The sequence below is a fragment of the Hydrogenophaga sp. genome (genome assembly GCF_030373245.1).
GTDB lineage: Bacteria > Pseudomonadota > Gammaproteobacteria > Burkholderiales > Burkholderiaceae_C > Hydrogenophaga.
Genome location: NZ_JAUCZF010000002.1, coordinates 62,688 through 83,603, shown reverse-complemented (window position 1 = coordinate 83,603; position 20,916 = coordinate 62,688). Strand labels below are relative to the sequence as shown.

The window sequence follows — 20,916 nt, the reverse complement described above, 5'->3', positions numbered from 1 at the left end:
CGCGGTGAATTTGTGGCAACAGGACAACAGTGCACCAGAGCGGTGCGGACGCAGCTCATCCGTTTCTCGAGGCCGTCAACAAGGTCAATGCAGCCTGCGCAACAATCAAAACCGCTGTCACCAAGCCAGACCGCCGCCACCTGCACCCCATTGGAGAGCCCATGGACGCCTTGCTCAACGCCGCCGATTCCGCCTTGCGCGCCCTGTTTGTGGCGCCGCCCGCCTCGCGACCTTGCCCCACCGTGCCTGAAGAGGGCACCACCGCCCTGAGCGACTCGGAGCGGGCGCTGTCGGGCGCTCTGATGCGGGTGAACCACGTGGGCGAGGTGTGTGCGCAGGCGTTGTACGCCTCGCAAGCGCTGGCAGCGCGCCGCCCTGGCTCGCAACACAACGAGCCCCTGGCGCGGCAGCTCGAAGCCTCGGGCCGGGAGGAAACCGACCACCTGGCCTGGACACAGGCCCGGCTGGACGAGCTGGGTGCTCGTCCCTCGCTGCTGAACCCCCTGTGGTACGCCGGGGCCTTCGGTCTGGGCCTGCTGGCGGGCCGGCTGGGCACGGGCGTGAGCCTGGGCTTCGTGGTGGAGACAGAGCGCCAGGTGGAAGCCCACCTGGCCAGCCACATGGACCGGCTGCCCGCTGGCGACCACGCCTCGCGCGCCATCGTGGCGCAAATGAAGGACGACGAAGCTCGCCACGCCCGCGAGGCCCAGCACGCGGGCGCCGTGGAGCTGCCCCTTCCCGTCAAGGGCTTGATGCGCTTGGCAGCCAGGGTGATGACCACGGTCGCTCACCGGATCTAGAAGGCCGCGCGCTGCGCTGCGCTGCAGCGCCGGGTTCTACCGAAAACCTTCAGGCCTCTGCCAGCTCGAAGCTCGTGGTGATGGCAGCGGTCTTGGCCAGCATGATGCTGGCCGAGCAGTACTTTTCGTGGCTCATGGCGATGGCCCGCTCCACTGCTGCGGCAGGCATGCCGCGACCGGTCACCTTGAAATGCATGTGGATCTGGGTAAAGACCTTGGGATCGGTCGATGCGCGTTCGGTGGTGAGCTTGACGCTGCAGCCGCGCACGTCGTGACGGCCCCGCTTGAGGATGAGCACCACATCGTAGGCGGTGCAGCCACCGGTGCCAGCCAGCACGGTCTCCATCGGACGTGCGGCGAGGTTGGATCCGCCGTTTTCCGGCTTGGCTTCGTCGGGCGCACCGTCCATGGTGAGCACGTGGCCGCTGCCTGTCTCGGCCACAAAGCCCATGTGAGAGCGGGTGCCGGCGGCGCCGGTCCAGGTGACGGTGCATTCCATGTTGGATCCAGGTGTGAAAAATCTGACGAAGCTGGGGGCAGCTCTCTAAACGCTAGCAAAAACGCCACACCGCATGTTGCGTTGCAGCATTGGATCGCTATACTTCGCTTATTGTATTTTCACGGTTGTCTCCTCTACCCTCCTCGGGTGGATTTCAAGCCCGGATAGGTTCTGCCCATCCGGGCTTTTTTTCGCCCCGGACAGGCTGGCTATGATGGCCGCCAAGGAAATCACCCATGCCAACCCGCCAGTCGCCCCCCGCCGCCAAGACCCGCTCTGTCCGCTCGCCAGCGACGCCAACCGCCCCTGTGCAACTCGGGCCGGCCGAGTACCTGAAAAAGATCCTGACCGCCAGGGTGTACGACGTGGCCCAGGAAACGGCGCTGGAGCCCGCCCGCAACCTGAGCCGGCGCCTGCACAACCGAGTGCTGCTCAAGCGCGAAGATCAGCAACCAGTGCACAGCTTCAAGCTGCGAGGGGCCTACAACAAGATGGCGCAACTGAGCGCCGAACAACTCGCCAAGGGCGTGATCTGCGCGTCCGCGGGCAACCATGCACAGGGCGTGGCCCTGGGAGGCCACAAGCTGGGCACGCGCGCCGTGATCGTGATGCCCACCACGACGCCGCAGATGAAGATCGATGCGGTGCGCGCACTGGGTGGCGAGGTGATCCTGCACGGTGAAAGCTATTCGGACGCCCATGGACACGCGCTGACCCTGCAAAAGCAGCAGGGGCTGACGTTTGTGCACCCGTTTGACGACCCGGACGTGATCGCGGGCCAGGGCACGATTGCCATGGAGATCCTGCGGCAGGTGCAGGGCCTGGGTTCGGACCACCTGGACGCTGTGTTCGTGGCCATCGGCGGCGGTGGCCTCATTTCAGGCGTGGCCAACTACATCAAGGCAGTGCGGCCCGAGATCAAGGTGATCGGCGTGCAGATGAGCGACTCGGACGCGATGATGCAGTCGGTGCGCGCGGGGGAGCGCGTCACGCTGGCCGATGTGGGCCTGTTTTCGGATGGCACGGCGGTCAAGCTGGTGGGCGAAGAAACCTTTCGCATCGCCAGCGGTCTGGTGGACGAGTTCATGACAGTGGACACCGACGCGGTATGTGCTGCGATCAAAGACGTGTTTGTGGACACGCGCAGCATCGTCGAGCCCGCTGGTGCGCTGGCGGTGGCGGCGATCAAGCAGTACGTGGCGCAACACAAGACCAAAGGTCAGACCTACGCCGCCATTCTTTGTGGCGCCAACATGAACTTCGACCGTCTGCGCTTTGTCGCCGAGCGCGCCGAGGTGGGCGAGGAGCGCGAGGCGCTGTTTGCGGTGACCATCCCCGAAGAGCGGGGCAGCTTCAGGCGCTTCTGTGAGTTGATCGGCGACCTGCCCGGTGGGCCTCGCAACGTGACCGAGTTCAATTACCGCATTCACGATGGCAGCAAGGCCCATGTGTTCGTCGGGCTGACCACCCAAGGCAGGGGTGAGTCGACCAAAATCGCCGCCAACCTGAACAAGCAGGGTTTCAAGACGCTGGACCTGACCCACGACGAGCTGGCCAAAGAGCACATCCGCCACATGGTGGGGGGGCATTCACCGCTGGCGCAAGACGAGCGTCTGCTGCGTTTTGTGTTTCCGGAGCGTCCGGGCGCGCTGCTCAAATTCCTGAGCCTGATGCGACCGGGCTGGAACATCAGCCTTTTCCACTACCGAAACCAGGGCGCCGACTACGGGCGAATCCTGGTCGGCCTGCAGGTACCGCCGAAAGATCACAAGGCATTCGTCCGCTTTCTGGATACGCTCGGCTACCCGTATGTCGAGGAGACCCAGAATCCGGTGTACCGTCTGTTCCTCCAGAGTTGAACAGGTTGACATCCATGCTGATCCGGCACCATCCGGCCGAAACCGTTGCTCCGACCGAAGGCGGAGCAACGGCGCTGAAGCTGCCAGCCATTGAGGCCACGACCGACACGGTACTGGACGCCGCGCTGAACAGCCGCATCCAGCCCGAAGGTTATTCGCAGCACGTGCTGGGCCGGCTGGAAGACCTGGTGCGGCAGCTGGCCCGCGTGCAGAGCGCCGGTCCTTTGCCGCTGGACCAGCTGGTGTTCGACTCACCTCAGGTGCTGGTGTTTGCTGCCGACCATGGCATTGCTGACGAAGGTGTGTCTGCGGTCCCGCAGGAGGCCACCCGGGAGCGGGTGCAGCAGATCCTGCAGGGACGCGCACCGATCAACACCCTGGCCAAGACCATGGGTTTTGAGCTCACGGTGGTGGACGCGGGGGTGGCCAGCCATGTGGTGGAGACTGGCGCCGCGGCCTCCACGGTGCCCTTGCTGGTGCGCAAGATCGGCTACGGCACACGCAACATGGTCCTCGGCCCCGCCATGTCACTGGCCCAGGCGATATCGGCCTTGCAGGCCGGGATGGATGTGGTGCGCCACCTGCCCGGCAATGTGCTGGCCTTGGGTGATGTGGGCGTGGGCAACACATCGTGTGCGGCGCTGCTGCTGTCGCGCCTGTGCGGCGTGCCACTGGCCGACGCCTGCGGCAGAGACCACCCCATTCCGGGCGGACTCGACAGCACCCAGCTGCAGAACAAACTGGAAAAGCTGTTCGCAGCCGCCAGCCGCCACCGCAAGGCGGTCAAGCCGCTGGACGCCTTGGCCGCGCTCGGTGGCTTCGAGATCGCCATGATGGCCGGAGCCATGCTGCAGGCAGCGAGCGAGCGCAGGGTGGTGCTGGTGGACGGCTTTGTGGCGGGTGCGGCGGCGCTGGTGGCGCGGGGACTGAGCCCGGCCGTGGCTGACTACCTGGTGTTTGCGCACCGGGCCATCGATCCCGGCCACCGACTCATGCTCATCCACCTGCAGGTGCAGCCGCTGATGGACCTGGAACTGAGCGTCGGGCAAGGCGTGGGTGCGCTCATGGCCTGGCCGATGTTGCAGACGGCGCAAGCGCTGCTGAAACCCTGACCTTCCGGCACCCGGCTGAACTCTCCGCGGCCCGTTGGTGCCACTGTCCCGCAAACAGTGACCGGCAACAAAACCGATGGACTCGCGCCCAGGAGAAGGCGCAAACAGCCGCAAAAGCTGGCGCTATCGTGAAAACTGGCAACGCCATCAAGGGCGTGAAGACTCGGCTTCATGGGCGAGTGATCTGTGGGACAGGACACTGCCGCCACAGGGACGATCTGTCAGGGCTTTGACTCTGGCAAGACCGGCATCGCCAGCGTGATCGAGGCCGGTCCCTCCATCGAAGGTCCGAGCCGGACTTCCTTGGCGGTCACAGCCTGCAGGAAAACCCCCGCTTCGACCTCGGCACCAACCCGGAATGGGCGGGAAGGCTGGGCATCCACAACGATGAGCGCCGCACCTCGGTCAGTACCCACCGCCACCACACCCTGCAACGCATAGCGGCTGGCCGCGAGCACGGGCACAGCGGCTTGGGGCATGGCGGCAGGCAAGGCGCCCAGCGCCCGGGCCACTTGTGCAGTCTCCACCACGGGCGCCCCGCTGCTGATCGCGGGCACGGGCGTGACCGGCGAGCGCCCCAAGGCCTGCAACACCCAATAACCGGCACTCAGTCCAGCCGCCAGCCACAACAGACCCGCGACCACCACCGGCCAGGGCTTTCGTCCAGGCGCGTGCGTGGCCACGGTTTCACCGGGGTAGGCAGAGTGAGCGAAGGAGTGCGCCTTGTTCATCGCCGCATTATGATGGACCGAAGCGACAGAGAGGTGCACCTGCACCGAGCGTTCGTCGCCATTTGCAACCCCTTGTCAGCGGGAGTCCCTGCGTTGAGCCACTCACCCCTTTCTGCCCAGCCGCCTCGCGGCGTTTTCGTTCGCGCGCTGCAACGCGGCTTCACCCTGATCGAACTGATGGTCGTGCTCGTGATCATCGGCGTGCTTGCGGCCCTGATCGTGCCCAACGTGCTGGACCGCGCAGACGACGCGCGGGTGACCGCAGCGAAGACAGATGTCAATAACCTGATGCAGGCGCTCAAGCTCTACCGGCTGGACAACCAGCGCTACCCCACTGGCGAGCAGGGCCTCAACGCACTGATCGCCAAGCCATCGGCCAGCCCGGTGCCGCCCAACTGGCGGCCTTATCTGGAGAAGCTGCCAGCCGACCCGTGGAGCCGCCCCTACCAGTACCTCAACCCCGGCGTGCACGGCGAAGTGGACGTGCTCTCGCTCGGCGCCGACGGTCAGCCGGGCGGCGAGGGCAAGGACGCGGACGTGGGCAGCTGGCAGTAGAGATGAAGGCCCCCACGCTCCGCCGCTGCGCGGGTCGCTGCCCCCCGAGGGGGCTGGGCCTGCCTTGGTGCCCGGCGGCCGGCCGTTTGTCTCCGTGTTCCAGCGTTGCGCAGGTCGCTGCGAGGGGCATCGACTCGACAACCAAGACGCTGCTGTTGGTTTGAGGCGTTAAGAGCTGCTTGTTTGTGAAAACCATGTCGCGCGGCTTCACCTTGCTGGAACTTCTGGTGGTGCTGGCCATCGTGGCGCTGGCCACGGCGGGTGCCACTCTGGCCTTGCGAGACAGCAGCACCACCCGACTCGAACGCGAGGCCTTGCGCCTCTCTGCCATGCTTGAGTCCGCCCGCGCGCAGTCGCGCACCAGCGGTATCCCAGTGGTCTGGCGCGTCCTGCCGCAGGGTTTTGAATTCCTGGGCCTGAGACCCCGTGACGAAGACCCGGACTCGCTGGCTGGTCCTCGCGACTGGCTGGACCCGCAAACGCAGGCCCAGATCGTTCGCCCTGCCAATGCGCAGACCCTGGTGCTCGGACCTGAGCCGCTGATCGCCTCTCAGCGGCTGACCCTGTTGCTGGGTGAACGCCAGCTCACTCTGGCCACCGATGGCCTGGCACCCTTCGCAGTGGTGCCCCCATGAACGTCCCCGCAACGATGCGCCGCCACTCGCGCTGGCGCCCAGTCCGGGGGTTCACGCTGATCGAGGTGCTGGTTGCCCTGGCCGTGGTCGCCATCACCCTGTCTGCCGGTCTGCAGGCCACCGGCGCCCTCACCCGGGCCGCGACGCGGCAGACGGACCAATGGCTGGCTCAGCTGTGCGCCGAGAACGAACTCACCCGCTTGCGGCTGGCTCGCCAGCTGCCCGGCGTGGGCGACAGCACCGTGGCTTGCGAACAGGCGGGTCGCAGCCTGCAGGTCGGACTGTCGGTGTTGCCCACCCCAAACCCCAACTTCCGGCGCATTGATGCTACCGTGCTCGGCCAGGTGGACGGCAACGAGGTCCGCCTGCTCACCTTGTCCACGGTGCTGGGGCGGTATTGATGGTGCCCCCACGCTCCCCCGCTGCGCGCGGTCCGCTGCCCCCCGAGGGGGTCGATTTCGCTTGGGACGGCCCGGCGCAAAATCCGGCGCCACCGCGCTCCCCCGCCGCTCGTGCCAGCCAAATGCGCGCAGCAGGCTTCACGCTGATCGAGTTGCTGGTCGCGATCACGATCATGTCCATGCTGGCCTTGCTCAGCTGGCGCTCGCTGGATGGCATGACGCGCACCCAGGCCCAGACCCAGCAGCGAGGCGATGATTTGTTGCGTTTTCAGGCAGCGCTGGGCCAGTGGACGGCCGATCTTGACGCCATCGTCGACACGCGCGAAGTCACGCCGCTGGCGTTTGACGGTCGGCTGGTGCGTCTGACCCGGCGCGATGCGGCCGAAGCCGGGCTGGACAGCGCAGGAGTGCGGGTGGTGGCGTGGACACGTCGCGCCGGTGTTTTGCCCACCGACGAGGGCACGTCCCTTCCTGGCGCTCTGGAGGGCTCGGGCCAGTGGGTGCGCTGGCAGTCGCCGCCCCTGCTTCGACGCGACGAGCTGGCACGCGCCTGGCAGCGAGCGGCCGACTGGAGCAGAGAAGCCCAGCCCATCGGGGGTGAGGCGCCGGGCTCGGACAGCGCCATCGCGCTGATCGGCTTGGAAAACTGGCAGCTTTTTTATCACCGTGGCGACACCTGGGGCAACCCCTTGTCGTCCGTCGGCACCTCGGCCGAAGGCGGCACCGGGGGAGCGCCAGGTGGCGACGAAGGCGCAGTGCCAAACGGGGTCCGTGTGGTGCTCAGCCTGCCGGGTGGGCCGACCCTGGGCGGCGATGTGGTGCGCGACTGGGTGCGCCCCACGCTGCAGGCGGGGCGGCCATGAAGGACAAAGGTGCCTTTGTGCAGCGGGGAAGCGTGGGGGATCGACACCTGCAGCGGGGCGCGGCCCTGCTGCTGGCCATGCTGGTGGTGACGCTGGTGGCCACGCTGGCATCGGCTGCGCTGTGGCAGCAGTGGCGCGCCACACAAATCGAGTCGGCCGAACGACAGCGCGCGCAGGCCGGCTGGATCCTCACCGGCGCGCTGGACTGGGCGCGCCTCATCCTGCGCGAAGACGCGCGCGGCAACCGCAACAGCGGCAACGCCGATCACTTGGGCGAGCCGTGGGCCACACCGCTGGAGGAGGCCCGTCTGTCCAGCTTTCTGGCCGCCGACAAGGACAACAACACCGACAACACCCTGGATGCCTTCCTCTCCGGCGAGGTGATTGACCTGCAATCTCGCATCAACTTCATGAACGTTGTGCGCCTGAGCGGTCAGGGCGCCCAGGCCAAAGCCGAGGTGTCCGAGCCCGATCAGGACGCCCTGGTCAAGCTGTACCAGGAGCTGGGCCTGCCGCCGAGTGAGCTCACGGTTGCCATCAACGAGCTGGTCAACACCACCAATCTCGCGACCACCGATCCCCTGCCCTCGGCCACCGCGCTCACGCCGGTCAAGTTCGCCCAGCTGAGCTGGCTGGGCATCAGCGCGGCCAGCCTTGCGGCTCTGGAGCCCCATCTGACCGTGCTGCCCCTGCGCACCACGCTCAACCTCAACACCGCCAGCCCCGAGGCGCTGGTGTCCGCCATTCCCGGCCTGGACAAGGCGCAGGCGCAGCGACTGGTGACCGAGCGCGAGCGCAATCCGTTCAAGACCCTGGCCGAGCCGGCCCGGTTGCTCAACAACAGCGGCCTGCAACTGTCGGATTTGCACCACGGCACGCGCAGCCAGTTTTTCGAGGTGCGCGGACGCTTGCGGCTGGACAACGCGGTGATTGAAGAGCGCTCCCTGGTCGAGCGGCAAGACCTCAACGTGAGCGTGCGCTGGCGCGAGCGGCTGGCCGCGCGCTGAGCCCGCCGCGCGCAAGCCGGCGGCTGGCCACGACCGCCTGTGCATCCGTTTTCGCCCACGGTGCGGCCAGCTCTCTAGAATGGCCGTTCGCGACCTGCGCCTGAAACCTCACCTCACCTTGCTCGTCCTCACGCCCTCCGACTTCTCGATCGCGCCTGCCGCCGGGTCCACCGCGCAGCTCGACTGGGCCACCTCGACCACCGGCCAGTCGGTGCTTGACCACGGTCAGAGCGCGGCATCCCTGTTGCCGCGCGACGACGACGTGGTGCTGGTGCTGCCACCCCGTGCTGTGTCCTGGCACCGGCTGGCTCTGCCCAAAGTCGGCAGCACGAGGCTGCGCGCGGTGCTCGACGGTCTGCTGGAAGACCGGCTGCTGACCGACACCACGGAAATGCACTTTGCGCTGGAGCCCGGTGGGCGCGCCGGCCAGACGGTGTGGGTGGCGGCCTGCGAGCGCGTATGGCTGCGCAGCTGGCTGCAAGCGCTGGAGGAAGCCGGCCGCCCGGTATCGCGCATCGTGCCCGCGATCTGGCCGCTGGCGCCGCTGGGCGGGCCCGCCACGCCAGGCAACGACCTCACGCCCGCGCCCACTCTGCACTGGGCACATGACGAAGGCAACCAGGTCTGGCTGTCGAGTGCCAGCCCGCTGGGCGTGCGCTCCACGCCTCTGCCCGATGGCGGTACCAGCGCATTTGGCGACTCTGCTTTCAGCGGTCTGTCGACCACAGCCGGCAGCGTCTCCAACGAGCTGCTCAATGCCGACCCCGACACCACCCGCCTGCTGGCCGACCCGGCCGTGGCGTCGCGCGCCGAGCGCGCCTTCAACCAGCGGTTTGAGCTGGTGCCACGGCCTTCCTGGCTGTTGCAGTGCGCGCAGTCCGACTGGAACCTGGCACAGTTCGACCTCAGCCTGTCGGCGGGCGCCAGGCGCGGTCAGCGACTGCGCCAGACCGTTCGCCGGCTGCGCAGCGCGCCAGTCTGGAAACCGGCGCGCTGGGGCTTCGGTGCGCTGGTGGCGGTGCAGCTGCTGGGCTTGAACATGGCTGCGTGGTCTGAACGCAACAGCCTGAGTGCCAAGCAGCAAGCAGTGACCCAGACTCTGCAACAAACGTTTCCCAACGTGACGCTGGTGCTGGATGCACCCGCACAAATGCAGCGCGAACTCTCGCGCCTGCAACAGGCCAGCGGCCAGCTCGCTGGCGGCGACCTGGAAACCATGCTCGGCGCGGTGTCACAGGCCTTGCCGGGCGACGGTCTGGCCGCCGCAGCCGTCGCCTACACCCCAGGCGAAGCCCGCCTGGGCCAATGGCCAGGCGGCGAAGACACCCTGCGTTCGGTGCAGGACACCCTGGAACGCAACGGCTGGCGGGTGCGCAGCGATGGCGCCGAGCTCACCCTTCAGCCCGGGAGTCGGCCATGAATGCCGCCGGACCGCTCACAAGGTGTTCTCACCTCAGCACGCCGGGCTTAGGTGGCTCTGTATGCGCCGCCGGGCCGCTCCCCATGCGTGATCGCTTCACCCTTTCCAGTGGGGGTCCGGCATGAGCCGCATCAGCAAGAAGCCCATGCCCGCCTTGTCGGGCGCTCTGGCCCCTCTGCAAAAAGCGCTGGCCGGCTTGCAGCCGCGCGAGCGCCGTGCCGTCACACTGGCGGTGTGGGTGGTGGGACTGGGGCTGCTGTGGTGGCTGGCGATTGCGCCGGCCCTGACCACCTTGGGCCAAGCGCCGGAGCGGCATGCCAGTCTGGATGCCCAGATCAGCCAGATGCGCGGCATGGCGGCCACGGCCCAGGCCTTGCGCGCACAGACCACGGCGCAGCCCCCCGCGCGCGACGACGTCTTGCGCGCGCTGGAACAGGCCACCGCGGTGCTGGGTGCTGCGGCCCAGTTGGCGGTGCAGGGCGAGCGCGCCACGCTCACCCTGAACAACGCCGCACCCGAAGCCCTGGCCCAGTGGTTGACGCAGGTCCGCATCAATGCCCGCGTGGTGCCGGTGGAAGCCAAACTGACCCGACCCGCCAATCCGCCCGGTTGGACCGGCACCCTGGTGGTCGGTGGCCCGGGTCTGGCGGCCGGACAGTGACGGTGAGCGGACCCTGGGCCCGTCGCATGGCCTGGCTGGGTGCCGGCCTCGGCCTGCTGGTGGCCTTGCTGGTCTTTGCACCAGCGCGCTGGCTGGCCGATGGCATCGGCTCGGCCACCAACGGCCAGCTGCAATTCGTCAATGCCCGCGGCACGGTGTGGCAAGGCCGGGCCGACGTGCTGTTCACCGGCGGCGAAGGCAGCCGTACCCTGACCGGCCTGCCCCAGGGCGTGGCGTGGCGGCTGCGGCCCACCCTTGCCGGGGCCATGCCCGCCATGAACGTGGCGCTGAGTGCGCCCTGCTGCACACCCGCCCCGCTCGACTTCACCGTGGTGCCTCGCTGGGGCGGGATGGCGCTGTCGTTGGCCTCGTTCACCAGCCGCTGGCCGGCCGAGCTGCTCAGCGGCCTGGGCACGCCCTGGAATACGCTGCGCATGGAAGGCCAGCTGGCTCTGCAAAGCAGCGGCCTCACGCTGCGCGTGGACCGCGGCCGGGCCAACCTGCAAGGTGTGCTGACGGTGGACGCGCTCGACATCGCTTCGCGCCTGTCGACGCTGCGCCCCCTGGGCAGCTACCGCATGGAACTCCGCGCCGCGCCAGATGGTCACACTGCCACCCTCAACCTCAACACCTTGAGTGGCGACCTGCTGCTGCAGGGTTCGGGTCAATGGGTGGGTGGGCGGCTGAGGTTCCGCGGCGAGGCCGAGGCCGCGCCTGGGCGCGAGGTGGCGCTGACCAACCTGCTCAACATCATGGGCAAACGCCAGGGCACGCGCTCGGTATTCAGCATCGGATGACCGCCATTTCTGCCGATTAACCACCCCCGCGACCTGCCAGCATGCCCTCACGAATCAAAAGACCCGCTCCGCGCGCTTCGCGATAGGATCGGCGGTGACAGGAAACCCTATGAAATCGACCCCACACCGCAGCGCGTCTGCCGTCCCGGCTTCCGGACGGCGTGGCCTGTCTGCCCTGAGCGCGCTGGGCCTTTGCCTGGCGCTCATCACCGTCGCACCCCTGTATGCCCAGAACCGCGCCAGTGAGCCGGTGGTGCTCAACTTCGTGGGCGCCGAGATCGAAGCGGTTGCCCGCACCATGGCCAACATCACCGGGCGCAACGTGGTGGTGGACCCGCGCGTCAGAGGCCTGATCAACCTCTCGACCGAACGACCGGTCACGCCAGCCGCCGCGCTCAACCAGTTCGCCGCCGTGTTGCGCCTGCAAGGCTTTTCGCTGGTCGACACCGGCGGGCTCTACAAGATCGTGCCCGAGGCCGACGCCAAGCTGCAAGGCAACGTGGTCAATGCCGGGCCGGCCTCGCGCCTGCCGGCCTCCAACACCGTGGTGACACAGATCTTTCGCCTCAACCACGAGTCGGCCAACAACCTGGTGCCAGTGCTTCGCCCGCTGATCGGTCCCAACAACACCATCAACGTGAACCCCGGCAACAACTCGCTGGTGATCACCGACTACGCTGACAACCTGCAGCGCATCGGTCGCATCATCGCGGCGCTGGATGTCTCGGGCGCCACCGATGTCGACATCATTCCGCTGCAGCACGCGCTGGCGATCGATCTGGTGCCCCTGGTGTCGCGCCTCATCGACGGCGGCAGCGGCGGTGGTGCACCGCAGGGTCAGGCCGACACTTCGTTCAGAACCACGCTGGTGGCCGAGCCGCGCAGCAACAGTCTGATCCTGCGCGCGGCCAACCCGGCGCGGGTTGCCTTGGTGCGCTCCATCGTGGCCCGGCTCGACCAGCCCAGCTCGCAAGTCGCCAGCGGCAACATCTACGTCGTCTACCTGAAAAACGCCAACGCAGTGGCCCTGGCCACCACCTTGCGCGCGGCCCTGGCGGGCGAAGCAAGCGGCGGCAGCGCTGGGTCGAGCAGCGGCGGCACTGCTGCCCGCCCCGTCTCCGTCGCGGCAGGCGGCAGTGCCGCCAACACGCCGGTCTCGGCGCAGGCGTCCCCGTCCACTGGCGGGCAGATTCAGGCCGATCCGGCCACGAACGCCCTCATCATCACGGCCCCCGAGCCGCAGTACCGGCAATTGCGTGCCGTGATCGACCAGCTCGACTCGCGCCGTGCGCAGGTCTACGTGGAAAGCCTGATCGCCGAAGTCAATGCCGATAAGGCGGCCGAATTCGGCATCCAGTGGCAAGGACCCCTCGGCAATTCCGGCAGCAGCCTGATCGGCCTGCTGGGCACCAACTTCGGTGCCGGCGGCAACAACATTTTCAACCTCGCATCTGCCACTCCAGGCAGCGTGGCGCCCGGTGCGGGCCTGAACCTGGGCGTGGCCGCGCAGAAAAACGGCGTGTACTTTCTTGGCTTCCTGGCCCGCTTCCTGCAGTCGACGGGCGAGGGCAATGTGCTGTCAACGCCCAACTTGCTGACGCTGGACAACGAAGAGGCCAAGATCGTGATCGGCCAGAACGTGCCCTTCGTGACCGGCCAGTTCACCAACACCGGCAGCAACGAGGGCTCGGTCAATCCGTTTCAGACCATCGAACGCAAGGACGTGGGCATCACGCTGCGGGTCAAGCCGCAGATCAGCGAAAACGGAACCATCAAGATGACCATCTTCCAGGAGGTCAGCAGCGTGCAGGCCTCGTCGGTCAATTCCACCTCCGGCCTCATCACCAACAAACGCACCATCGAGTCCACCGTGCTGGTGGACGACGGCGCCATCGTGGTGCTCGGCGGTCTGCTGCAGGACGAGTATTCGGGCAACGAAGACAAGGTGCCTGGCCTGGGCGACGTGCCCTTGTTCGGCAACCTCTTCAAGAGCCAGAGTCGCAGCCGCAAGAAGACCAATCTGATGGTCTTCCTGCGCCCGGTGGTCATGCGCGACGGGCGCGAAACCAGCAACCTGGCGCTCGACCGCTACGAGCTCATGCGTGCCATCCAGAAAGACAACCAGCCCAAGCCCAGCAGCGTATTGGGCGTGAACGAGGCCCCGGTGATGCCTCCTGAGCGCGCGCCAGGCGCCTTCTTGCCGCCACTGGGTGCGCCAGGCGTTGCCCCCGCCACCGCACCGGGCCAGTGAACATCGCGCCATGAAGTACCCGCTGCCTTACGGTTTCGCACGCGAGCACCTCTGGCTGCTGGAGGACGAGGGCGATAGCCTGACCCTGCTGGGCAGCAGCACGCCCGCGGCCGATGGCACGCAGCAGGCCCGGCGCCTCTCGGCGCTGTCCGAAATCCTGCGCCGCCACGACGTGCGCCACATGGTCTGGGAGCCGGGCGAATCAGTGACCCAGCGCATCAGCGCCGCCTACGCTCAAGGCGAGTCGAGTGCGGCGGCCGTGGTCAGTGAGGTGCAGAGCGATGTGGACCTGAGCCGCATGATGCAGGACTTGCCAGCGATCGAAGACTTGCTGGAAGCGGCGGATGACGCCCCCATCATCCGCATGCTCAACGCCTTGCTCACACAGGCCGCGCGCGACGGCGCCAGTGACATCCACATCGAGCCCTACGAGCGGCACTCCAGCGTGCGCTTCCGGGTCGATGGCTCGCTGCGCGAGGTGGTGCAGCCCAACCGCGCGCTGCACGCGGCGCTGATCTCGCGGCTGAAGATCATGGCCGAGCTCGACATTTCTGAGAAGCGCCTGCCGCAGGACGGCCGCATCAGCTTGCGCATCGGCACCCGCGCGGTGGATGTGCGCGTGTCCACCCTGCCCAGCGCGCACGGCGAACGCGCGGTGCTGCGCCTGCTCGACAAAAGCGAAAGCAAGCTCACGCTCGAAGCGGTGGGTATGCAAGGCGAAGTGCTGGATCGTTTCAAGCGGCTGATCGAACAACCCCACGGCATCATCCTCGTGACCGGCCCCACCGGATCGGGCAAGACCACCACGCTGTACTCTGCGCTGCAAAAGCTCGACGCCAGCACGCTGAACATCATGACGGTGGAAGACCCGATCGAGTACGAGCTGCCAGGTGTGGGCCAGACACAAGTCAACGCCAAGATCGATCTGGACTTTGCCAAGGCCTTGCGCGCCATCCTGCGGCAAGACCCCGACGTGATCATGATCGGCGAGATCCGCGATTTTGAAACCGCCCAGATTGCCATCCAGGCCAGCCTGACCGGCCACCTAGTGCTCGCGACACTGCACACCAACGATGCACCCAGCGCCGTCACCCGCCTGACCGACATGGGCATCGAGCCGTTTCTGCTCAGCTCCTCGCTGCTCGGCGTGCTGGCGCAGCGGCTGGTGCGAAAGCTGTGTGTGCACTGCCGTCAGCAGGACGACAAGGGCCGCTGGCAGCCGGTGGGATGCAGCCATTGCAACCAGACCGGTTACAAAGGCCGAACCGGCGTCTACGAGCTGATGGTGGCCGACGACAAGGTGCGCTCGCTGATCCACAACCGCGCGGCCGAAAGCCAGCTCTTCGTGGCCGCCGAAGCCGCTGGCCTGCGATCGATGCGCGAAGATGGTCAGCGCCTGATTGATGCGGGTGTGACCTCGATGGCCGAGGTGATGTCGGTCACGAGGGATTGATGCACCCCCGCCGCGCCTCGCGCGCCCGCCTGAAGGGGGCAACACCGGCGGCCTGGCGAAGCCGGTTCCGCAGCATTTCTGATTCCAGTCCCCTCGCCTCGCTGCGATTGAGCCTTGAGCCGACCCACTGATGCCCGCCTACACATTTGAAGCCCTGGACGCGCAGGGCGCCACCCAGAAGGGGCTGATCGATGCCGACACGGCGCGCGCCGCACGCGGCATGTTGCGCTCGCGTGCTCTGGTGCCGATCCTGGTCGAGCCGGCCAGCGGCAGCGGTTCGTCGTCGGCGGGGAGTGGTCTCAACATCACGCTGTGGGGCGGTCACGTGTTCAACGCCACCACGCTGGCCGTGTGGACGCGTCAGCTCGCAGGCTTGGTGTCGGCGGGCTTGCCGCTGGAGCGTGCGCTGTCGGCCCTGACCGAGGAGGCCGAGGAAGACAAGCAGCGCAACCTGATGGCCTCGCTGCGCTCCGAGGTCAACGGCGGCTCGCCCTTTGCCCGCGCGCTGTCGCAGCACCCCAAAGAGTTTTCACCCATCTACACCGGCGTCATCGCGGCCGGTGAACAGAGCGGCCAGCTTGGCACGGTGCTGGAGCGGCTGGCCGACGATCTTGAAACCCGAGAGGCGCTCAAGAACAAGCTGATTGCCGCCTCGCTCTACCCGGCCATCGTGACCCTGGTGGCCATCGTCATCGTGGTATTCCTGGTGTCCTATGTGGTGCCGCAGGTGGCGGGCGTGTTTGCCGGCAGCAAGCGCTCGCTGCCCTTTCTCACCGTGGCCATGCTGGCCTTGAGCGACTTCGTGCGCAGCTACGGCTGGTTCATGCTGGCGCTCACCGTGCTGGGTGGCATCGGGCTGGTGATGGCTCGGCGGGTCGAGGCCTTGCGGCTGACCATGGACGCGGCCTGGCTGCGGCTGCCGCTGGTGGGCAAGCTGGCGCGCGGCTACAACGCAGCGCGATTCGCCGGTACGCTGGCCATGCTGGCGGGCGCCGGCGTGCCCATCTTGCGCGCGCTTCAGACCGCCGCCGAAACGCTCAACAACCAGGCCATGCGGGCCGATGCGCTCGATGCGCTGGTGCTGGTGCGCGAGGGTGCGCCGCTCGCCTCCGCACTCGCCAGCAAGAAACGCTTTCCTCCGCTGGTGAGCATGTTCACCCGGCTGGGTGAGCAAACTGGCAAGCTGCCAGCCATGCTGGCCCGCGCAGCGGAACAGCTGAGCGCCGAGGTGACCCGCCGCGCCATGCACCTGGCCACCATCCTGGAGCCGCTGCTGATTGTGGGCATGGGCCTGGTGGTGATGCTGATCGTGCTGGCGGTGCTGATGCCGATCATTCAGCTCAATCAACTGGTCACCTAGACTCCCCCCGCGCCGCACTGCGTGCGTCACCCCCCTCAGGGGGGCGGCACTGGCCGACTGGCAAAGCCAGATCGGCCAGTGCCCTGGTTGAACTTCACCTCGCTCGGGCTGTGCCGGCAATCTCGGTATAGAGTTCGCGCCATGCCAGTCACACTTGATGGGCAACTTGTTGTTGCCATTTCTTCCCGCGCCCTGTTCGACTTCGAAGAGGAGAACCGGGTGTTTGAAACCGGGGACGACCGCGCCTACATGAAGCTGCAGCTGGACCGCCTGGACCAGCCGGCCAAGCCGGGGGTGGCGTTTTCGCTGGTCAAGAAACTGCTGGCTTTCAACGACACCCAGGCGCAGCGGGTGGAGGTGGTGATTCTCTCGCGCAACGACCCGGTGTCGGGCATGAGGGTGTTCCGCTCCGCGCAGCATTACGGCCTGCCGATCCAGCGCGGCAGCTTCACGCGCGGGCAGCCCCCCTGGCGATACCTGCGGCCATTGCGAGCCAACCTGTTTCTCTCTACCCACCTGGCCGACGTGCGTGCCGCGCTGGGCGCCGCGGTACCAGCCGCGCAGGTCTACCCCTTGTCGGTGCACGCCAGCGACGCCCATCCGCACGAGGTGCGCATCGCGTTCGACGGCGACGCCGTGCTGTTTTCGGACGAAGCCGAGCAGGTGTTCCAGGCGCAAGGCCTGTCGGCATTCCAGGCGCACGAGGCCAGCAAGGCAGCACTGCCGCTGGCTGGTGGACCCTTCAAGCCGCTGCTCGAAGCGCTGCACCGCCTGCAGGCCGAAGGCACTTCGCAGATGCGCATCCGCACGGCTCTGGTCACGGCACGCAGCGCGCCGGCACACGAACGCGCGATCCGAACCCTGATGAACTGGAACATCGAAGTCGACGAAGCCATGTTCCTCGGCGGCCTGCCCAAGGGCGAATTCCTGCGCGAATTTGAACCTGACTTCTTCTTTGACGATCAGACCGGTCACATCGAACACGCCGCACTGCACGTGCCCTCGGGTCATGTGGTCAGCGGCATATCGAATTGACCCCCCGCGCCGTCTGCGGCGTCACCCCCCAGGGGGCGATGCCTGTGGCCTGGCTAAGCCAGTTCCACGGCATCCTGGGTTGGACTGCCCTTCTGACTGCCAACTTGCCACGATGCGAACCATCTAGAAAACAGCTCCTGCCATGACCACACCGATGACCAAATTCCAGAGCTTCAAGGTTTTCTCGAAGAAAGTCTGGCGCCTGGCCGCGCCCTACTTCATGAGTTCTGACCAGAAGTGGCAGGCGCGCGGCCTGCTGCTGGCCATCGTGTTGCTCAACCTGGGCGCGGTCTACATGCTGGTGCAGATCAACGAGTGGAACCGGTTTTTCTACGACGCTCTGCAGAACAAGGACCAGCCCGCCTTCTGGACCCAGCTGGGTCGTTTCACCTACCTGGCGTTCGGCTTCATCATCATCGCCGTCTACCGCTTCTACCTCACCCAGCTGCTTCAGATGCGCTGGCGCGGCTGGATGACTGGACAGTACATGGACCGCTGGCTGGCCAACAAGGCGTTTTACCAGCTGGAGATTTCGCGCTTCGCCAAGGGCAGCGATGCGCCGCCGGACAACCCCGACCAGCGGATCGCCGAAGACATGAACCTCTTCACCAGCTACACGGTGAGCCTGTCCATGGGCCTGCTCAACGCCGTAGTCACGCTGGTGAGCTTCGTCGGCATCCTGTGGGTGCTCTCGGGCAGTTTCGGCTTCAGCTTCAACGGCAGCGACTACACCATCCCCGGCTTCATGGTCTGGATGGCGGTGGTGTATTGCGTGGTCGGCAGCGTGCTCACCCACTACATCGGCCGCCCGCTGATCGGACTGAACTTTCGTCAGCAGCGATTCGAGGCCGATTACCGGCACCACCTGATCCGGGTGCGCGAGTACAGCGAGTCGATTGCACTGGACCGCGGTGAGCCAGTGGAGCGCCAGCGCCTGGGCGGGCGTTTCGGTCAGGTGCTGGCCAACTACCTCGACCTGATCCGCGCGCAGAAGCGGCTGACCTGGTTCACCGTGGGCTTTGGTCAGGCTGCCGTGGTGTTCCCCTTCATCGTGGCTGCGCCGCGTTTCTTCAGCGGTGCGATCCAGCTCGGCGAGCTGATGCAGATTTCATCGGCCTTCGGCCGGGTGCAGGACTCGCTCTCGTGGTTCGTCGACAACTACGACAGCCTGGCCGCCTGGCGCGCCACCACCGACCGCATCACCAGTTTCGAAGAAAGTTTCGCCGCCCTGCAAAATGCAGACTTGGTGCGCGAGCGCAATCTGGCCAGCGACGACCAGATCGCGGTTGACGGCCTGGATCTGGCCTTGCCCGGCGGCGTGGCGCTGCTGGGCGCCTCAAGCCTTTCGCTGAAGTCGGGTGACTCGCTGCTGCTCAAGGGGCCATCGGGCAGCGGCAAGTCCACGCTGTTCCGGGCGCTGGCCGGCATCTGGCCGTGGGCCAGGGGGCGACTGCGGTTGCCGGCCGACTTCGACGCCCGGGTCATGTTCCTGCCGCAGCGCCCCTACTTCCCCAACGACAGCCTGCGCACCGCGCTGGCCTATCCCGAGCCGGCCGACCGCTACACCGATGCCGCCCTACAAAAGGCGCTGCGCGATGCGCTGCTGCCCGACTTGGTCGATCGGCTCGACGAGCAGGACAGCTGGGGACAAAAGCTCTCGGGCGGAGAACAGCAGCGGCTGGCGATCGCCCGCGCTTTCCTGAAGCAGCCGCGCTGGCTGTTTGTGGACGAGGCCACCAGTGCGCTCGACGAGCAGGCCGAGGCCGTGCTCTATGAGCGCTTGCATGCGATGGTGAAGGCGTCCGACGGCGCCATGGTGTCGATCGCCCACCGATCCACCGTAGCCGGATTTCACGAAAGGCAGTGGGCGCTGGCGGTTGACGCGAGCGGCAGCCACCGCTGGCAGATCGCGCCGGGTTGAACCGGCTGGGGTGACCCCGGGCACGCGAAGTCGCAGAATGGTTTTCATCCGAGCTGCGGCCCGCCCACCGGGAACGACCATGACACACACGCCCCACGCCCTCACCACCCGCACAGAACACGACAGCTTTGGCGCCATTGCCGTGCCGGGCGATCGGCTCTGGGGCGCACAGACACAGCGCTCGCTGCAGTACTTCGACATCTCCGGCGAGCGCATGCCGCCCGAGCTGATTCGGGCGCTTGCGCAGGTCAAGCGCGCGGCGGCGGTGGTGAACCAGCGGCTCGGTCTGCTGGACGAGCACAAGGCGCACGCCATCGTGGCCGCCGCCGACGAGGTGATCGCCGGCCAGCATGCGGGAGACTTTCCGCTCGTTGTCTGGCAGACCGGCTCGGGCACCCAGACCCACATGAACCTCAACGAGGTACTGGCCAACCGCGCCAGCGAGCTGCTGGGTGGCGCGCGCGGCGAGGCTCGCCTAGTGCACGCGAACGACGACGTGAATCGCAGCCAGTCGAGCAACGATGTCTTCCCCACGGCCATGCACCTGGCAGCGGTGGCCGCCATCGAGCACCAGCTGTTGCCAGCACTGGACGCACTGCGCAACACACTGGCCGCCAAGGCGAGCGACTTCGACGGCATCGTGAAGATCGGCCGCACCCATTTGCAGGACGCCACGCCGCTCACGCTGGGCCAGGAGTTTTCTGGCTACGTGGCGCAACTCACGCATGGGGAGGCGCACCTGCGCGCGGCGCTGCCGCATCTGTGCGAACTCGCGCTGGGCGGTACCGCGGTCGGCACCGGCCTGAACGCACCGACCGGCTTTGCCGAACAGACTGCGGTCGATCTGGCACAGCTGACCGGGCTGCCGCTGACGAGCGCACCCAACAAGTTCGAGGCGCTGGCCAGTTGCGACGCACTGGTGCACGCCCACGGGTCGCTCAAGGCGCTGGCCACCAGCCTGATGAAGATCGCCAATGACGTGCGATGGCTCGCCAGTGGCCCGCGCAGCGGCCTGGGCGAACTGCTGATTCCGGAGAACGAGCCCGGTTCATCGATCATGCCGGGCAAGGTCAACCCAACGCAGTGCGAGGCGCTCACCATGCTGTGCGCGCAGGTGATGGGCAACGACGTGGCCATCGGCATCGGTGGCGCCTCGGGCAACTTCGAACTCAACGTGTTCCGCCCACTGGTGGCTCACAACTTTTTGCAGAGTGTTCGCCTGCTGGCCGACGGCATGCGCAGCTTCGACCACCACTGCGCCCAGGGCATTGAGCCCAACCGTCCGCGCATCCAGGCGCTGCTGAACCAGTCGCTGATGCTGGTGACCGCTCTGAATCCGCACATCGGCTACGACAAGGCGGCTGAAATTGCCAAACGCGCGCACGCCCAAGGACTGAGCCTGCGCGAGGCGGCAATTGCCACGGGCCACGTCACGGTCGAGCAGTTTGACCGCTGGGTGGTACCCGCTGAGATGGTGGGCCGTTGATGGCAGGTCGCCGCCTTCACGCCGGCTAGCCTGCGCAGCCATCAGCGCATGGTTCGGCCTTGCCAAGCTC

The 20,916-nt window shown here is 66.9% G+C and carries 19 protein-coding genes; 17 read left to right on the top strand and 2 right to left on the bottom strand.

What is annotated here, in order from left to right; translation table 11 throughout:
• The first annotated feature begins 149 nt into the window (after positions 1-149).
• Positions 150-800 carry a 2-polyprenyl-3-methyl-6-methoxy-1,4-benzoquinone monooxygenase gene (gene coq7 / locus QUV25_RS05790; protein ID WP_300863057.1) on the top strand — a complete coding sequence of 217 codons (651 nt, stop codon included), beginning with the start codon at positions 150-152 and terminating at the stop codon, positions 798-800.
• Positions 801-849: 49 nt separating this feature from the next.
• On the opposite strand, the gene QUV25_RS05785 is transcribed toward coq7, so the two are convergent.
• Positions 850-1,299, bottom strand: a complete 450-nt coding sequence (locus QUV25_RS05785; RefSeq protein ID WP_300862275.1) for an OsmC family protein — start codon at positions 1,297-1,299, stop codon at positions 850-852.
• 236 nt (positions 1,300-1,535) lie between these two features.
• Between QUV25_RS05785 and ilvA the strand changes: the two genes are divergently transcribed.
• Both ilvA and QUV25_RS05775 read left to right on the top strand, forming a co-directional pair.
• Positions 1,536-3,158: a threonine ammonia-lyase, biosynthetic gene (ilvA, locus tag QUV25_RS05780; RefSeq protein ID WP_300862273.1), complete on the top strand. Its 1,623-nt coding sequence runs from the start codon at positions 1,536-1,538 to the stop codon at positions 3,156-3,158.
• A gap of 14 nt (positions 3,159-3,172) precedes the next feature.
• Complete coding sequence (locus QUV25_RS05775; protein WP_300862272.1) at positions 3,173-4,270, top strand: nicotinate-nucleotide--dimethylbenzimidazole phosphoribosyltransferase; 1,098 nt, start codon at positions 3,173-3,175, stop codon at positions 4,268-4,270.
• 221 nt (positions 4,271-4,491) lie between these two features.
• Here the strand turns inward: QUV25_RS05775 and QUV25_RS05770 are convergent, their stop codons facing one another.
• Complete coding sequence (locus QUV25_RS05770; RefSeq protein WP_300862270.1) at positions 4,492-5,001, bottom strand: general secretion pathway protein C; 510 nt, start codon at positions 4,999-5,001, stop codon at positions 4,492-4,494.
• 93 nt (positions 5,002-5,094) lie between these two features.
• Between QUV25_RS05770 and gspG the strand changes: the two genes are divergently transcribed.
• The 14 genes from gspG to fumC all read left to right on the top strand — a co-directional run bounded on the left by gspG (position 5,095) and on the right by fumC (position 20,846).
• Entirely contained in the window at positions 5,095-5,556 is a 462-nt protein-coding gene (gene gspG / locus QUV25_RS05765) for a type II secretion system major pseudopilin GspG (protein WP_300862268.1), read from the top strand.
• A gap of 194 nt (positions 5,557-5,750) precedes the next feature.
• A complete protein-coding gene (locus QUV25_RS05760) occupies positions 5,751-6,191 on the top strand; it encodes a prepilin-type N-terminal cleavage/methylation domain-containing protein (RefSeq protein WP_300863055.1) in 441 nt (146 codons plus the stop codon).
• Positions 6,188-6,592, top strand: coding sequence for a type II secretion system minor pseudopilin GspI (gene gspI, locus QUV25_RS05755; protein ID WP_300862266.1), 405 nt, complete (start codon positions 6,188-6,190; stop codon positions 6,590-6,592). The genes QUV25_RS05760 and gspI overlap by 4 nt, the downstream gene beginning before the upstream one ends.
• Positions 6,593-6,714: 122 nt before the next feature.
• A complete protein-coding gene (locus QUV25_RS05750; protein ID WP_300862264.1) occupies positions 6,715-7,455 on the top strand; it encodes a type II secretion system protein J in 741 nt (246 codons plus the stop codon).
• Complete coding sequence (gene gspK / locus QUV25_RS05745; protein ID WP_300862262.1) at positions 7,452-8,462, top strand: type II secretion system minor pseudopilin GspK; 1,011 nt, start codon at positions 7,452-7,454, stop codon at positions 8,460-8,462. The genes QUV25_RS05750 and gspK overlap by 4 nt, the downstream gene beginning before the upstream one ends.
• 79 nt (positions 8,463-8,541) lie before the next feature.
• Positions 8,542-9,882 (top strand): type II secretion system protein GspL, encoded by a 1,341-nt coding sequence (gspL, locus tag QUV25_RS05740; RefSeq protein WP_300862259.1) that lies wholly within the window; start codon positions 8,542-8,544, stop codon positions 9,880-9,882.
• Positions 9,883-10,003: 121 nt separating this feature from the next.
• Positions 10,004-10,543, top strand: a complete 540-nt coding sequence (gene gspM / locus QUV25_RS05735; protein ID WP_300862257.1) for a type II secretion system protein GspM — start codon at positions 10,004-10,006, stop codon at positions 10,541-10,543.
• 2 nt (positions 10,544-10,545) lie between these two features.
• Positions 10,546-11,340 carry a type II secretion system protein N gene (gene gspN, locus QUV25_RS05730; protein ID WP_300862256.1) on the top strand — a complete coding sequence of 265 codons (795 nt, stop codon included), beginning with the start codon at positions 10,546-10,548 and terminating at the stop codon, positions 11,338-11,340.
• 109 nt (positions 11,341-11,449) lie between these two features.
• Positions 11,450-13,591, top strand: coding sequence for a type II secretion system secretin GspD (gspD, locus tag QUV25_RS05725; RefSeq protein WP_300862254.1), 2,142 nt, complete (start codon positions 11,450-11,452; stop codon positions 13,589-13,591).
• Between the two features lie 10 nt (positions 13,592-13,601).
• The gene (gene gspE / locus QUV25_RS05720; RefSeq protein WP_300862251.1) at positions 13,602-15,044 is read left to right on the top strand and encodes a type II secretion system ATPase GspE; all 1,443 of its coding nucleotides are present in this window, start codon (positions 13,602-13,604) and stop codon (positions 15,042-15,044) included.
• A 130-nt stretch (positions 15,045-15,174) separates the two neighbouring features.
• On the top strand, positions 15,175-16,404 hold the full coding sequence (gspF, locus tag QUV25_RS05715; RefSeq protein ID WP_300862250.1) for a type II secretion system inner membrane protein GspF: 1,230 nt from the start codon (positions 15,175-15,177) through the stop codon (positions 16,402-16,404).
• Positions 16,405-16,545: 141 nt separating this feature from the next.
• Complete coding sequence (locus QUV25_RS05710; protein WP_300862248.1) at positions 16,546-17,439, top strand: 5'-nucleotidase; 894 nt, start codon at positions 16,546-16,548, stop codon at positions 17,437-17,439.
• A gap of 142 nt (positions 17,440-17,581) precedes the next feature.
• A complete protein-coding gene (locus QUV25_RS05705; protein WP_300862246.1) occupies positions 17,582-19,360 on the top strand; it encodes an ABC transporter ATP-binding protein/permease in 1,779 nt (592 codons plus the stop codon).
• A 79-nt stretch (positions 19,361-19,439) separates the two neighbouring features.
• The gene (gene fumC / locus QUV25_RS05700) at positions 19,440-20,846 is read left to right on the top strand and encodes a class II fumarate hydratase (protein ID WP_300862244.1); all 1,407 of its coding nucleotides are present in this window, start codon (positions 19,440-19,442) and stop codon (positions 20,844-20,846) included.
• The last annotated feature ends 70 nt before the right edge of the window (positions 20,847-20,916 follow it).

Excerpts from the sequence above, each read along its gene's own strand:
- QUV25_RS05750 (WP_300862264.1), top strand. The coding sequence starts at position 6,715 with ATGCGCGCAGCAGGCTTCACGCTGATCGAGTTGCTGGTCGCGATCACG.
- fumC (WP_300862244.1), top strand. The coding sequence starts at position 19,440 with ATGACACACACGCCCCACGCCCTCACCACCCGCACAGAACACGACAGC.
- QUV25_RS05710 (WP_300862248.1), top strand. The coding sequence starts at position 16,546 with ATGCCAGTCACACTTGATGGGCAACTTGTTGTTGCCATTTCTTCCCGC.
- gspD (WP_300862254.1), top strand. The coding sequence starts at position 11,450 with ATGAAATCGACCCCACACCGCAGCGCGTCTGCCGTCCCGGCTTCCGGA.
- gspF (WP_300862250.1), top strand. The coding sequence starts at position 15,175 with ATGCCCGCCTACACATTTGAAGCCCTGGACGCGCAGGGCGCCACCCAG.
- gspE (WP_300862251.1), top strand. The coding sequence starts at position 13,602 with ATGAAGTACCCGCTGCCTTACGGTTTCGCACGCGAGCACCTCTGGCTG.
- QUV25_RS05705 (WP_300862246.1), top strand. The coding sequence starts at position 17,582 with ATGACCACACCGATGACCAAATTCCAGAGCTTCAAGGTTTTCTCGAAG.
- QUV25_RS05770 (WP_300862270.1), bottom strand. The coding sequence starts at position 5,001 with ATGAACAAGGCGCACTCCTTCGCTCACTCTGCCTACCCCGGTGAAACC.
- gspL (WP_300862259.1), top strand. The coding sequence starts at position 8,542 with ATGGCCGTTCGCGACCTGCGCCTGAAACCTCACCTCACCTTGCTCGTC.
- QUV25_RS05760 (WP_300863055.1), top strand. The coding sequence starts at position 5,751 with ATGTCGCGCGGCTTCACCTTGCTGGAACTTCTGGTGGTGCTGGCCATC.
- gspK (WP_300862262.1), top strand. The coding sequence starts at position 7,452 with ATGAAGGACAAAGGTGCCTTTGTGCAGCGGGGAAGCGTGGGGGATCGA.
- gspI (WP_300862266.1), top strand. The coding sequence starts at position 6,188 with ATGAACGTCCCCGCAACGATGCGCCGCCACTCGCGCTGGCGCCCAGTC.
- gspM (WP_300862257.1), top strand. The coding sequence starts at position 10,004 with ATGAGCCGCATCAGCAAGAAGCCCATGCCCGCCTTGTCGGGCGCTCTG.
- QUV25_RS05785 (WP_300862275.1), bottom strand. The coding sequence starts at position 1,299 with ATGGAATGCACCGTCACCTGGACCGGCGCCGCCGGCACCCGCTCTCAC.
- QUV25_RS05775 (WP_300862272.1), top strand. The coding sequence starts at position 3,173 with ATGCTGATCCGGCACCATCCGGCCGAAACCGTTGCTCCGACCGAAGGC.
- ilvA (WP_300862273.1), top strand. The coding sequence starts at position 1,536 with ATGCCAACCCGCCAGTCGCCCCCCGCCGCCAAGACCCGCTCTGTCCGC.